This is a genomic window from Mesorhizobium sp. WSM3879, assembly GCF_002294915.1.
Lineage (GTDB): Bacteria > Pseudomonadota > Alphaproteobacteria > Rhizobiales > Rhizobiaceae > Mesorhizobium.
On record NZ_NSFZ01000002.1, the window covers coordinates 68,041 to 81,534 of the forward strand.

The window sequence follows — 13,494 nt, forward strand, 5'->3', positions numbered from 1 at the left end:
CATGACCAATATCGCCGCCGCCCCTTCCTCGGCCGAAACCGCCGCTCAGTTGCCGACCAAGCTGGCGAAGGGCTTCGTCGACCGTCTCGTTATCATCATTCCCTATCTCTGGCTGCTGTTCTTCTTCCTTGTCCCGTTCATCATCGTCTTCAAGATCTCGCTGTCGCAGACGGCGATCTCGATGCCGCCTTACACCCCGGTGCTCGATTTCGGCGACGGTATTTCCGGATTCTTCGCCGGCTTTCGCGAGCTCAACTTCGACAATTACACGTGGCTGACCCAGGACGCGCTTTACTTCAACGCCTATGTGACCAGCCTGATCATCGCGGGCATCTCGACGGTGCTGACGCTGATCGTCGGCTATCCGATCGCCTATGGCATGGCGCGCGCGCCGGCGACGATCCGGCCGACCTTGCTGATGCTCGTGATCCTGCCGTTCTGGACCTCGTTCCTGATCCGCGTCTATGCCTGGATCGGCATCCTGAAACCCGAAGGGCTGCTCAACCAGGTGCTGCTCGCCACTGGCCTGATCAGCCAGCCGCTGGTCATCCTCAACACCTACACCGCGATCTTCATCGGCATCGTCTATTCCTATCTGCCCTTCATGGTGCTGCCGCTCTACTCGTCGCTGGAGAAGATGGACTATTCGCTGATCGAGGCGGCGCAGGATCTCGGCTGCCCGCCGATCGGCGCCTTTTGGAAGATCACCTTCCCGCTGTCGCTGCCGGGCGTGATTGCCGGCTGCCTGCTGGTCTTCATCCCGGCGGTCGGCGAGTTCGTCATACCGGACCTTCTCGGCGGCTCGCAGACGCTGATGATCGGCAAGACGCTGTGGAACGAATTCTTCGCCAACCGCGATTGGCCGGTCTCGTCGGCGGTGGCGGTCATCCTGCTCCTGGTGCTGACCGTCCCGATCATGTTCTTCCAGCAGGCTCAAGCGAAAGCCCAGGAGCAAGGCAAATGAACGCCACCTGGAGCCGCTTCAACATCACCTCGATCGTGCTCGGCTTTGCCTTTCTCTATCTGCCGATCGTGCTTCTCATCGTCTTTTCCTTCAACGAATCCAAGCTCGTCACCGTTTGGGGCGGCTTTTCGACGAAATGGTACGTGTCGCTGTTCCACAACCAGGGCCTGATGGACGCCACCTGGGTGACAGCCCGCGTCGGCGTCATCTCGGCGACCGTTGCCACCGTGCTCGGCACGCTGGCGGCGATCACCTTGACCCGCTACACACGCTTCAAGGGGCGGGTGCTATTTTCCGGCATGGTCTTTGCGCCGCTGGTGATGCCGGAAGTCATTACCGGCCTGTCGCTGCTCTTGCTCTTCGTGGCCGTCGGGCTTGACCGAGGCTTCTTCACCGTCACGCTCGCCCACGTCACCTTCACCATGTGCTTCGTGGCCGTCGTCGTGCAGTCGCGACTGGTCTCCTTCGACCGCTCGCTGGAAGAAGCCGCGATGGACCTCGGCGCGCCGCCGGTGAAGACCTTTTTCCAGATCACCTTGCCCGTCATCTTGCCGGCGATCGTCTCCGGCTGGATGCTGGCCTTCACGCTCTCGCTCGACGATCTGGTCATCGCCTCCTTCACCTCGGGCCCCGGCGCCACGACGCTGCCGATGAAGATCTACAGCCAGGTGCGCCTCGGCGTGACGCCGGAGATCAATGCCGCCTGCACCATCCTGATCGCCGTCGTCGCGATCGGCGTCATCATTGCCTCGATCGCCAACAAGCGCCGCGAGGTCCAGCGCCAGCGCGATGAGCAGGCGGCGCAACGCGGATAGGGAACAAAGACGGGCGCGACCTGCGCCTTGTTCTATTGGCCTGAAACGCCGCGGCTGATCGGCGAGATGAACGGAGTGCTCCAGTTGCCGCCGACGAAGAACAACGATTGCTTTGGGGGCTGCGGCGCCTGCACCGCTGTCTGACCGGCGGTAGCCGGTTGTTGGGCCGGCTGTTGCTGCGCAGGTTGTCCGTTCGGGATGATGCCGCCCGAGAGCGCCAGCCCGCGCCCGGTATAGGATGCGATGCCCGAAAGCCAGATCTTGTACTTCTGTGCATTGACCTCGGCCTTGTCCAGCCGCGCCACACCTTTCGAGATGCTCGCCTTGATCTCGGCACCGTCGATGGGCAGCGAGCCGTCGGCGACGTCGTCGAGGGCGAAGAATCCGCCCTGTTCGTTGCGCTTGAGAAAGGCAGGCAGATTGAGGCCGTTGAGCGAGCCCGGCCCGAACGTCGCCGAGAAAGACCCGTCGGCGTTCTCGAAGATCGAGTCCCAGGCCTTGCCCGGCCCCTTCAGAATGACCGAGACGGTTCCGGTTCCGGCCGGCACCAGCCGCGTCATCCCCGCCGCGGTGGCGAAGGCGCCGGTGTCGACGTCCGATGCCAAAAGCCGCAACTCGACCTGCGTGCCGTCCGGCTTGCGGTCGAAGCGCAGGCTGCTCTGGATGTTGCCGTTGAAGGCCGACGCGTCGGAGATGTCGAAGACGGCAAGCCCGTTCTTGACCTGCGCGGTCGCGGCGACATCGGCAAGCTGTATCGGGCCGGCGGTGGCGTGCGCTGCCGACAGCCTGAGATCGAGGTTCATCTTGTCGGCGAAGCCGGTGTCGAACTCGCCGGGGGCTGCCTGGCCGGCCGGAGCGATCGGCGTGAAAGCGGAAAGCACCGATCGAAGATCGAGCGTATCGAACGCAAGCGTGCCGGAAATGACGGGCAGGGGCTCGCTGAACGAAAAGTCCAGCGCTCCCATGCCGGGGTTGTTGTCCAGCGCCACCGTCGTGTTCTCGAACTTCGCTCGTCCCGCCGAGGCCGCCACCTTGCTCGCGACCGAGACGGAGCCGATCGCAGCACCAGGCGCCATGCCGGCCTGCGACCATTCAAGCAGGCGTCGCAGCGAAGGGGCGGTGAATTTCGCCTGGCCGTCCAGATAGCCGTTCTCCGACATCGAGGCGACGCCGTCGAAAGAAAGCGTGGCGGGCGCCGCCTTGAAGGCGAGCGTGACCGGCGCGAGCCCTCCGGCAAACAGCACCAGCGGCTTCGCCGAGGAAAAATCGATCTGGACGCTCTCGCCGCGCCATATGCCGGTCGCCGTGAGCGTGGCGTCGCTGTTCATCGCCGCCCAGTTCACCTGGCCGCTGAGGCTGCTCAGGATCTCGGGATCCTTGCCGCCAACCGAGGTTACGACGCGGCCGTCGCGGAACTCGACGATGCCGAACGGATCGGAAGGCAGTCTGCCGAGGTCGGGCTTCTGCGGGTTCGCGGTGACCACGCCGCGAGCGGTGTCGATCGAGCGCGTGATGCGGCCGCCGGTCGGCAGCGGCGGCAGATAGAGGCCGCTCGCCTTGCGCTCCACCCTGATCGTCGGCCGCACCAGCCGTGCCGTCGAGAATTGGACCTCGCCCTGCACGGCGGCCATGGCCGAGAGATCGACTTCGACGCGCTCGGCTTCGATCACCGGCGGCGCGTCGGTCTCCGTCCATTGCGACAGCGTCACATCGCTGAGGATGGCTCGGAACTTAGGCCACACCTCGATGCGCGGCGAGCCGTCGATCGTCACGCGAAAACCGCTCCAGGCGCTCAATTCCCAAGCGATGCGGTCGCGTACGATGCGCGTCGAGGCAATCAGCGGCAAGGCGGCGACGGCGAGCGCGATGACCAGCACCGCAACGCCGATTACCCATACCCCGCGCCGGATCAAAGATGATCTCATCTCGCCCCGTGAGTTTCCATTGCCGACAAATCGCCCGACGGGTGTAGCCGAGCGCCGACGCTTTTCAAGTCTTTATGGCCCTCCGATGGCGTTTGCGCCGTGTCCTTGCCGGCCATTTCAACAAAATCTTGCTCTGCTGCGCTGCGGTATGCATAAGCGATAAACCCGTCCGGTCCGCCAACGCCACGCCGGTTTTGGGACAACGACGCAGGCGACATCAGGCTTAATTGCCGCAATCGCGACGCGCTTTGGGAGGAACGATATGGCTGCCGACACCCCCTTGTGGACGCCGACGCAGGACCGGATCGCCTCCGCGCCGATGACTGCCTTCATGAAAGCTGCGGTTGCGAAGTCTGGCCAAGCTTTCTCCAGCTATGCCGAGCTCCACCGCTGGTCGATCGAGGACCGCGAGTCGTTCTGGGACCTCGTCTGGGACTTTTGCGGACTTGTCGGCGACAAGGGCGAGCGGGCTCTGGTCGATGGCGAGAAGATGCCTGGCGGCGCCTTCTTTCCCGACGCGAAACTCAATTTCGCCGAGAACCTTATGAAAAAAACCGGCGGCAGCCTGGCTATCGTCTTCCGCGGCGAGGACAAGGTCGATCGCCGGCTGTCCTGGAACGAGCTCCATGCGCTCACTTCGCGCCTGCAGCAGCTCTTCCTGTCGATCGGCGTCAGAGAGGGCGATCGCATCGCCGCCATGATGCCGAACATGCCGGAGACGGTCGCTGCCATGCTGGCTGCCGCCTCGATTGGCGCGGTCTGGTCTTCCTGCTCACCTGATTTCGGCGAACAGGGCGTGCTCGACCGTTTCGGCCAGATCGAGCCGGTCGTCTTCATCGCGCCTGACGGCTATTGGTACAACGGCAAAGCCATCGAGGTCGCCGACAAGATCCGCGCGGTGGCCGAGAAGCTCGCGACCGTGCGCAAGGTGCTGATCGTCGACTATCTCGGCACGTCGGCCGATGTCGCCGCTACCATCGACCAGGCCGAGGCGCTGGAAGGAGCGCTCTCGCCCTTTGCCGCCAGGCCGCTCGCCTTCGAGCAACTGCCTTTTTCGCACCCGCTCTACATTCTGTTCTCCTCCGGCACCACCGGAATCCCGAAATGCATCGTGCACTCGGCCGGCGGCACGCTGATCCAGCATGTCAAGGAACAGCGGCTGCATGCCGGCCTGCTCGACGGCGATCGCTTTTTCTACTTCACCACCTGCGGCTGGATGATGTGGAACTGGCTGGTCTCGGGCCTTGCCTCGGGGGCGACGTTGCTGCTCTATGACGGTTCGCCCTTCTACCCCGACGGCAATGCGCTGTTCGATTTCGCCGATGCCGAGAAGATGACCTATTTCGGCACTTCGGCGAAATTCATCGATTCCCTACGCAAGGCAGGGCTGAAGCCGATCGACAGCCACGACCTTGCAAGCGTGCAGACCATCTCTTCCACCGGCTCGCCGCTGTCGCCGGAGGATTTCCGCTTCGTCTATGACGGCATCAAGAAGGACGTGCATCTCGCCTCGATATCCGGCGGCACCGACATCGTTTCCTGCTTCGTGCTGGGTGTCCCGACCGAGCCGGTCTGGACCGGCGAGATCCAGGGGCCGGGCCTCGGCCTGGCGGTGGACGTGTGGGACGACGACGGCAAGCCGGTCCGGCAGGAGAAGGGCGAACTCGTCTGCACCAAGGCATTCCCGTCGATGCCGATCGGCTTCTGGAACGATCCGGACGGCAAGAAGTACCACGCGGCCTATTTCGAGCGCTTCGACAACATCTGGTGCCATGGCGATTTCGCCGAATGGACCGCGCATGGCGGCATGGTCATCCATGGCCGCTCCGACGCCACGCTCAATCCAGGCGGGGTGAGAATAGGCACGGCCGAGATCTACAACCAGGTCGAGCAGATGCCGGAAATCCTGGAGGCGCTCTGCATCGGCCAGGATTTCGACAACGACGTGCGCGTCGTGCTGTTCGTGCGGCTGGCCGCCGGCGTGAGCCTCGATGAGGATCTGGAAAAGCGCATCCGCGCCAGAATCCGCTCGGGCGCCAGCCCCCGCCATGTGCCGGCGAAGATCGTTGCCGTCACCGACATCCCGCGCACCAAGTCGGGCAAGATCACCGAGCTTGCCGTGCGCGACGTGGTGCATGGTCGCGCCATCAAGAACAAGGAAGCGCTCGCCAATCCCGAAGCGCTGGAGCTGTTCAGGAACCTGCCGCAGCTTGCCGATTAGGTCTTCCCGGCATGGTTAAGAAATAGTGCCGGTCCAATTTACCTAGATTTCACGAGTGGTACACATTCGTAAATTTTTTTGGCTCCCGGTAAGGACTTGTTAAGGGACGGCGCCGATAGTCGCGTGTAACTTGAGGGAGAAATCCCGTTCCTCGTCCCCTGAGGTTCAGCTCAAGCCCCGTTGTGACAGCATCCCATTTTCCAAGGCGTCCTCCAGGGCGCCTTTTTCTTTGGCCGAAGCTCGGTCTTGCGGATCGTTATTCGGCCAGCACGCGCGTCGATGGGAAGACGACCTCGACCAGCGTGCCTTCGCCAGGTGTCGATGTGATAGTGAAGCGGGCACGGTTGGCCTCCACCATCGCCTTGGTCAGAGGCAGCCCGAGGCCGGTGCCGTCGCCGCGGCCGCGTTTGAGCGCATTGATCTGCTTGAAGGGCTTCAATGCCTGCTCGATCTCGGCCGGCGTCATGCCGATGCCGGTATCGCGCACGCGCATGACGACGTCGCCGGAGGTCTCGTAGGCGGTGGACACGATAACCTGGCCGCCGGCCTGGGTATAGCGGATGGCGTTGGAAAGTATGTTCAACGCAATCTGGCGCACACTCCTCAAATCCGCCACCACTTCCGGCAGCCGCGAGGCGAAGCTCGAGCGGATGATGACGCGCTCGCGGTTGGCCTGCGGCTGCATCATCGCCACCGTTTCGGCCAGCGTGTCGTTGAGCGACACCGCCTCATAGGCCATCTCCTGCTGGCCGGCCTCGATCTTGGAGATGTCGAGCAGGTCGTTGACGAGGTCGAGCACATGGTTGCCCGAACGGTTTATGTCGCGCAGATAGTCTCGGTAGCGGTCGTTGGCCACCGGTCCGAACTTCTCGTCCACCATCAGTTCGGAAAAGCCGATGATGGCGTTGAGCGGCGTGCGGATCTCATGGCTGATGCGGGCCAGGAAATCCGTCTTCTGCGAGGAGGCGCGCTCGGCCACGGCGCGCGCCTGGGTGAGGTCTTCCTCGGCCCGCTTCCACTGCGTGATATCGCGTACGACGGCGCAGAAGCCGCTGTCGTTGGGCAGTCTGCCGATGGTCATGAACAGCGGGATGAAGCGCCCTTGCGCCTCGCGGCCGATCACCTCGCGCCCGTCGTTCAGCAAGCTCGCCACGCCAGGTTCGGAGAGGCCGACGAGATAGTCGCGCGCCGCGCGCTGGCTCTCGATGGCGAACAGCGAGGCAAAGGGCTTGCCGGCGATTTCGTCGCTGTCGAAGCCGAACAGGGCTTCAGCCGGGCGACTGATCGAGCGGATGTTGCCGTCGCGGCCGATGAGCACCACGCCGTCGGTGGCGGTGTCAATGATGGTGCGCATTTCGGCGATGCGCGACTTCAGTTCGGACACGTCCGGCTGCTGGCTCGGGTCATCATTGGCCGCGCTGAGATGGGAGGAGGGCGCCTCGTCCTCGCCCGAGCGACGAACCACCAGCATCAGCGCCTTGCCGCCGCGCCACGGCACCGAGCGCAGGAGCGCATCGATCGGGAATTCCTGGCCCTGGCGGGTTGTGAGCTTCAGTGAACGATCGCTTTCGTCGGTCTCGCCATCATCGGCGTAATGGTCGGCGAACAGCGCGCCGAGCCCGCCAGCATCGGCAAGGTCTTCCAGCGCGTCGTAGCCGGTGAGCTCGAGAAACGCCTCATTGGCATAGTGCAGCACGTCGCCGGAATGGATGAGCAGCGGCACAGGCAGCCTGGCGAGGATGGACGTGTCGGGAGCCCTGCCGTCTTCCCCGGTTGAGAAAGCCGAGGGCACGAAGCCCTCGAGCTTGAGCGGCGGCACCGTGAGGCGCGGCCTTTTCGGTGGCCGCGCTTTTGCTTCGCCAGGCTGTTCAGGCGCAGGCAGGGCGCCGTCCCGGTCGGAACCGGCCCAGTCCTCGCTGTCTTCCGCGTCGCGAAAATCGTCGGCGGTCATACCGTCGTCGTCGCCAGCGCCTGCCTCTGGGGCAGGGGCTTCGGCTGCCGGCCGCTCGGCCGTCGATTCGGCTGCCCTGTCCGCCGCTGCGGTTTGGCGGGTGTCGGAACCCGCCGCTTCCTCCGCTTCATCGGCGGGTTTCTCGCGCCCGGCATAGTTGAGCAGCGACCCGGAGGCGGCGGGCGTTTCGTCTTTCCCAGCGGCTGTCTCGGGAACATCGAGGCCGTCGAGCCGAGCCAGATCCTTCTGATCTTCCGCCTCGGTCTCCGCTTCGGCCGTACCAATGGCCTCGTTGCCTTCCGGTATGGCCGGCTCAGGCGAGGTCGCGTCAGTCGCGTTCAGATCGGAGTGGTCGGTCTTCCTCTCACCGGCCAACGGTTGTTCGGCCGTGGGAGCAGCCTTGTCGGCGGTTGCAGCCGCATCTGATTGCTTTTGAGCACCCGCGGTTGCGCCGCTTGGCGGCTCGGCCGGTCCCGAACTGTCCTTCCGCAGCCGCTCGCCGATCTCGCGAAAGGCGCTGCGCTCGAGGATCGACAGCCCTTTCTCACTCGCCGGCCTGTCATTTCCCGGCTGCTTGTCGTTGGCCGGCTGCCTGTGCTCGGCCAGCCGGATCACCTTGTCGGCATAGCGGCGCTCCGGCTTGGGCACGATGGTCAGCGCCGGCACTTCGCCCAGGAACGGGTCGGCAGGTTTCGCCGGCTCGGCCGCAGGTTGCCCGGCGGCAGGTTCGGGTTCTGTCGGAGCGGCGCCATTGGGCACCAGCGCCATGCCGAGCGCTTCCGGGTCGACAACGGCGTCGGCGCTGCGCGCGACGCCGAAGCCGCGGAAGCCTTCGAAGGCGCGGCTGCGGCCATAGACCGGCAGCGCCGCAAGATCGACGGGGATCTTCAGGTCCGTGCCCGCCAGCGGCCACAGCACCGAGCGTCCCGACCAGGTATCGCGCCGCTCGAGCAGAGTGGCGATCTCGCCCGATGCGTCGAGGCCGAACGTCGTGGCGACATCCCTGAAGCGGCGACCGATCACATCGGCGGCGGGTTTGCCGACGATGTCGGCGAATTCCGGCGACAGTGCGCTGAACTTGCCTTCGGCGTCGGTCCGCCAGACGAAACGCAGCGGCGGCGCCGAACGGTCGATGTTGCGCGCCGCGCTCGGCTCGGCCGCCGCCGTTCCGGCGGTGTGCTGCCGGCTTGCGGCCGCGACCTCCGCCGGTCCGATCTGTGGCGGCCTCTCCGGCCCCTTCACGTCGTCGCCGCCGGCATTGAAATACCAATGGTCATGCTGCGCCGGGCCGGCACCGCCTGCCAGCGCAGCATCCGGCGCGTGGTCGGCCGTGGCCGCGGTCCCTTGCGTTGGCTGGGCGTCATCCGTGGCCGCTGCCGGGACCGCGTCTGCCTTTTCGCCCTTTGCCGCGGCCGGAGACTGGGTATTGTTCTCTCGGCTCGGCTCGGCGATGACTGTGGTGTTTTTGTCTTCGGAGACGGTGGGCGCGCCTTCCGGCGCTGCCGACTTACCGGCGTCGGGCTGGTCGTTCCGCTCGCCGTCGAGCTGGTCTTCGTCGATCACCACCAGGAGATGGCGCGCGTCGGTCAAGCGCGCAAGCCCGGCCGGGTACGAGGTGATTGCGCCGGGAACAAGCCGCTTGACGATGCGGTCTCCAGCACTTGCCACGTCCGCGACCAGGGCAGCGAGCGTCTCCGGCCTGATGCCGAGCGCGGCAAATCCCTCCGAAGCCGCCTCGACATGGCCTTGGGCGTCGACGAAGGCGATGAAATGTCCGGCCTCGGTGAAGCCGCCAATGGCGCGGCTGGCTATTTCGGCGGCGCCGCGCGAGCCGGTCTGCGCCGCGGGCATCGCCAGCATGATCGCCTTTTCGCCGTCCGGCATCGTTACCGCGCTGGCGAGCAAGCCGACGGCGCGGCTGACCATGCCGGTCGCCAGCCGCACGGTGACGGCGCGGTCGCTGCCGATATCCGGAAAGCCGCTGGTCGCCATGATCTGCCGCCTGGCAATTAGCGGCAGCCGCGCGGAAGCGCCGATGATTGCTTCGATTTCCGGATAGCCGAATACCGCGGCACCTGGCCCGTTGGCCCAGATCACCTGCTCGAGATCGGCCGACAGTATGGCAAGCGCGTCGCCGGCGGCGAAGCGCTGGCGCACCGCGTCGAGCACGGCGACGTCGAGGAAGGAGTAGTTTTCAGGCGGCATGCGCTGGCAGACCTTCCAGGCGGGCTTTTTGAGTTAACGCTTTGTTAATAAAAGCGTACGGGACCAAGGTCCACAAGCCATGCCGTGTATCGGCCGAAATCTCTGGGCTCTTGGTTAATGGCGGGGCGATTTTTTATGGTGCAGTGCAACAAAGATATTGCAATGCACAAAACTTGCCTTTATATTGCCATCATACATGAACGAGACGGCTTTCCGTCAAAGCCGCTGCCCTTGAAAGGTTGGAAAATGTCCAAGACTGCCAAGACCGAGACCATCGAGAACGTTGAATTCCCGAGCTTTGACGCTTCCAAAGCCACCGACCAGATCCGCGCCTTCGCCGAGAAGGGCGTCGAGCAGTCGAAAGAGGCCTACACCAAACTGAAGAACGGCGCCGAGGAGACCCAGAAGGTTCTGGAGTCGACCTACGAGACCGCCAAGACCGTTTCCGGCGATGTCTCGCTGAAGACCATTGCCATCCTTCGCGCCAATGCCGAGGCCAGCTTCTCGCACCTTGAAGCCCTGGTCGGCGCCAAGACGCTGTCGGAAGTCGTCGAGCTGCAGACTGCCTTCCTGCGCAAGCGCGCTGAGATGGCCGTCGAGCAGGCCAAGGACTTTCAGGCCGTCGCCTCCAAGGCTGTCGAGGACGTCTCGAAGCCGGTGAAGACCGCTTTCGAGAAGGCGTTCAAGGACATCAAGGCGGCCTGATTTCAGGCGCAACTCAACGATGCATCAAAACGTCGCATTTCGTCAGACAAATAGATGTGCGATGAATTGATGAGATGAATACCCGGAGTGTGAAACCTCCTCCCTTTGCTCTCCGGGGTGACCAGCCAGCTCCTCCTCCCGCTGGCTCGTAACAGGAAAAGGCCGGCACCTCCTCCCGCCGGCCTTTTCTTTTGCCCAATCAGGACTGCGCGGGTTCGTTCATCGGATCTTTGCCTCATCAAAGGCCTTGAATTAGACTCCGATAATCCGTATTGGACGCATCGCCGACGACGGAGCGGACACGGGGAATGATTTTCTCCTCGGATTGCGCTCAGGCGGATGTGCCGTTGTAGCTCAGTTGGTTAGAGCACCAGATTGTGGATCTGGGGGTCGCTGGTTCGAGCCCAGCCAACGGTACCATCGATTTCCTGGCGGTCACGTCGCTTTTCCGGCCGCCGCGTCCCATTCCTCTATTGGGTGACGAAGCATCGCCGGGCGACGAAGGGCAGCTCAGGCTGAGCAGCCCGCGCATCTCGCAGAAGGCCAGGCGCAGCTCATAGCCGGTCTGATGGCCGACGGCCTCGTTCTGCGCCATCGTGAAAAGACCTGCACGACACTGACTGCAAGCAGTGTCAGGGCCGTGTTCCGAAGCGCCTGTTCGGCAGCCGTCCCGCCGCCCGCAACCATCACGCCCTGCGCCTGGTCGATGGCGCGCCGCAACGAATGTGGAATGAGAAGCTGCAGCGTCGCGGCAACGAAAGTCGAGGCGATGGTCATCGCCACCTGCCAAGTATGGCGCAGCGTCATGCCCAGATGCGCAGCAGGGGTGCCGAGACCTTTCCCCGAAGGCTGTCCGCCACCTGCCTGACGCGGCGGAAAGAAGCAGGCACGACGATCAGAGTCGACATTGTATGGGGATATCACTATATAGCGGCGGCTTTCGGTTTCTCGCACCTTGGCTGCGCCCGCGAGATCGCCGTAAATGCGTGGTGTTGTGACGGAAATCGGTCTGAAAAACCGGAAGAAAGCAAGTAAAAACAACAGAGCGGATCTTTGACGGTCCTGGCCAAAGCATCATCCTCAACAATCTGAACGTGTCCCTCGAACCTTTCCAGTCCTTCGGCTCCGCGGACCCTGGGCAAGACATCTTGTCCCATGGGCAAGGCATCTTGTCCCATTGGCAAGACGTCTTGCCGGCAGAGGCCGACTCGGCTCGAATGGGCCTGCGTCCCGTGGCGGGACGCGAGCGTTCATGACTACCAACCGGCATTGCCGCTAGGGAAAAGCAGTATGAGTGAACATGCGATCGAGTTCTTGCGCGGATGGATTGGCGAAAAGGTCCAATGCCAGCATTCGCCGGTGAAGATCGACGAGCAGGCCGAAACTCTCGCCAAGGAGTGCTGCGCCAAGGCCGCCGAGGAAGGCATCCTTCTGGAAGACATCCAGGAAGAGGTCGGCGACATCCAGGAACTGATCGCTTCGCGCCTTGAGGAAGTCGCCGAGGAGAGCGAGCAACAGACGACGTCGGACAAGCCGTCCGAATAAGATACCGCGAGGGCGGTTTGTCTGACCTCAGCCGGGCGACCGGCTTAGTTGAAATTGTCCTTCAGCCACACCTTTGGCAGCGCCGGCACGAAGTTGCCGTCGCGTCCGGTCATATCCTCGTTGGCGACGAGCGCGTTGAGGATCGCCTCCTCCACCCCTTGCACCACAGCATCGAAGAACGGGTCGATATCGACATCGGGAATGAACTCCGCGCGGGCGACGCGGCCTGAAGCCGCCAGCGCGGCCTCGCGATTGGCGGTCGAAAAGGCAAGAAAGATATCGCCCGAGCTGTGGTAGCCGTAGCCGCCGGCCAGGGCGATGCCGAGCGGCACGCGCCTGGCGAGGCGCTTCATCTGGTGCGGCAGGAATGGCGCATCCGTAGCGACGACGGCGATGATCGAGCCCTTTTCGGCGCGCGGCGTGCCTTCGCGGATCGCCGGCTCGGTGAGTTCCGGCCCGACGTGCCGGCCGCGAATGGTGAAGTTGCGCCGCTTGCCGAAATTCGCCTGCACGAACACGCCGAGCGTGTAACTTCTGTCTTGCCATTCGACGATGCGCGAGGCGGTGCCTGACCCGGCCTTGAAGCCGAACGAGATCATGCCGGTGCCGCCGCCGACGCTTCCTTCCTCGATCGCGCCGTCCGTCGCGCCGTCGAGCGCCGAGGCGACATGCTCGAAGCTCACATGGTGGCCGTTGATGTCGTTGAGGAAGCCGTCATAGGTCTCCGCCGCCACCGGCAGGCCCCAGGCGCTGTCGAGCGCCGCCGGCAGCACCCGGCTCATCCAACGCAGCGTTCCGTCGCGGGTAAGGCCGCAGGAATGGGTGTTGGTGATGGTAACCGGCAGGTTGAAGGCGCCGGTCTCCTCGATGATATGCGTGCCGGTCAGCTCGCCATTGCCGTTCTGGCTGAACACGCCGGCAAACACCGGCGTCGCCAGTTCGCCGACAGGTCTCGGCAGGATCGCAGTCACGCCGGTGCGCACGGGTCCTATCCCGACTTGCAGCGGGCCCCCGCCAGCAATCAGCGTCGTATAGCCGACCGCGACGCCCGGCACGTCGGTGATGGCGTTGAAGCGGCCGGGCGTGCCGTCCAGTGCGATGTTGAACGAGCGCAGGCGCGGCTTGCCCGACGGCGTGCGCAGATGCGGGTCGCTCCTGCTCAT

The 13,494-nt window shown here is 64.1% G+C and carries 8 protein-coding genes, 1 tRNA gene and 1 pseudogene; 6 read left to right on the forward strand and 4 right to left on the reverse strand.

All coding sequences use genetic code 11. The annotated features are described in order from the left end of the window. Position 1 precedes the first annotated feature (1 nt). Together CK218_RS03865 and CK218_RS03870 are read left to right on the forward strand one after the other, a co-directional pair. Positions 2-964: an ABC transporter permease subunit gene (locus tag CK218_RS03865; RefSeq protein WP_066989289.1), complete on the forward strand. Its 963-nt coding sequence runs from the start codon at positions 2-4 to the stop codon at positions 962-964. Then, a complete protein-coding gene (locus CK218_RS03870; RefSeq protein WP_095826920.1) occupies positions 961-1,779 on the forward strand; it encodes an ABC transporter permease subunit in 819 nt (272 codons plus the stop codon). Before CK218_RS03865 ends, CK218_RS03870 begins: the two co-directional genes overlap by 4 nt. Before the next feature lie 32 nt (positions 1,780-1,811). Here CK218_RS03870 and CK218_RS03875 read toward each other — a convergent pair whose 3' ends face one another. Next, the gene (locus CK218_RS03875) at positions 1,812-3,704 is read right to left on the reverse strand and encodes an AsmA family protein (RefSeq protein ID WP_095826921.1); all 1,893 of its coding nucleotides are present in this window, start codon (positions 3,702-3,704) and stop codon (positions 1,812-1,814) included. Between the two features lie 262 nt (positions 3,705-3,966). Between CK218_RS03875 and CK218_RS03880 the strand changes: the two genes are divergently transcribed. Beyond that, positions 3,967-5,925 carry an acetoacetate--CoA ligase gene (locus CK218_RS03880; protein ID WP_095826922.1) on the forward strand — a complete coding sequence of 653 codons (1,959 nt, stop codon included), beginning with the start codon at positions 3,967-3,969 and terminating at the stop codon, positions 5,923-5,925. 256 nt (positions 5,926-6,181) lie between these two features. Here CK218_RS03880 and CK218_RS03885 read toward each other — a convergent pair whose 3' ends face one another. Then, complete coding sequence (locus CK218_RS03885) at positions 6,182-10,081, reverse strand: PAS domain S-box protein (RefSeq protein ID WP_095826923.1); 3,900 nt, start codon at positions 10,079-10,081, stop codon at positions 6,182-6,184. Positions 10,082-10,327: 246 nt separating this feature from the next. On the opposite strand from CK218_RS03885, the gene CK218_RS03890 reads away from it, so the two are divergent. Together CK218_RS03890 and CK218_RS03895 are read left to right on the forward strand one after the other, a co-directional pair. Continuing rightward, on the forward strand, positions 10,328-10,786 hold the full coding sequence (locus CK218_RS03890; protein WP_066989279.1) for a phasin: 459 nt from the start codon (positions 10,328-10,330) through the stop codon (positions 10,784-10,786). Positions 10,787-11,129: 343 nt separating this feature from the next. Further along, a tRNA-His gene (locus tag CK218_RS03895) sits at positions 11,130-11,206 on the forward strand. Positions 11,207-11,318: 112 nt separating this feature from the next. On the opposite strand, the pseudogene CK218_RS03900 reads toward CK218_RS03895, so the two are convergent. Beyond that, positions 11,319-11,593 (reverse strand): annotated as a pseudogene (locus CK218_RS03900) (ABC transporter ATP-binding protein); the annotation flags it as partial. A 483-nt stretch (positions 11,594-12,076) separates the two neighbouring features. On the opposite strand from CK218_RS03900, the gene CK218_RS03905 reads away from it, so the two are divergent. After that, positions 12,077-12,331, forward strand: a complete 255-nt coding sequence (locus CK218_RS03905; RefSeq protein WP_067327302.1) for a DUF768 domain-containing protein — start codon at positions 12,077-12,079, stop codon at positions 12,329-12,331. A gap of 44 nt (positions 12,332-12,375) precedes the next feature. Here CK218_RS03905 and CK218_RS03910 read toward each other — a convergent pair whose 3' ends face one another. Next, a complete protein-coding gene (locus CK218_RS03910) occupies positions 12,376-13,494 on the reverse strand; it encodes a P1 family peptidase (protein WP_095826924.1) in 1,119 nt (372 codons plus the stop codon).

Bases quoted from the DNA above. Each gene is read 5' to 3' on its own strand.
- CK218_RS03865 (WP_066989289.1), top strand. From the start codon at position 2: ATGACCAATATCGCCGCCGCCCCTTCCTCGGCCGAAACCGCCGCTCAG.
- CK218_RS03870 (WP_095826920.1), top strand. From the start codon at position 961: ATGAACGCCACCTGGAGCCGCTTCAACATCACCTCGATCGTGCTCGGC.
- CK218_RS03875 (WP_095826921.1), bottom strand. From the start codon at position 3,704: ATGAGATCATCTTTGATCCGGCGCGGGGTATGGGTAATCGGCGTTGCG.
- CK218_RS03880 (WP_095826922.1), top strand. From the start codon at position 3,967: ATGGCTGCCGACACCCCCTTGTGGACGCCGACGCAGGACCGGATCGCC.
- CK218_RS03885 (WP_095826923.1), bottom strand. From the start codon at position 10,081: ATGCCGCCTGAAAACTACTCCTTCCTCGACGTCGCCGTGCTCGACGCG.
- CK218_RS03890 (WP_066989279.1), top strand. From the start codon at position 10,328: ATGTCCAAGACTGCCAAGACCGAGACCATCGAGAACGTTGAATTCCCG.
- CK218_RS03905 (WP_067327302.1), top strand. From the start codon at position 12,077: ATGAGTGAACATGCGATCGAGTTCTTGCGCGGATGGATTGGCGAAAAG.
- CK218_RS03910 (WP_095826924.1), bottom strand. From the start codon at position 13,494: ATGAGCAGGAGCGACCCGCATCTGCGCACGCCGTCGGGCAAGCCGCGC.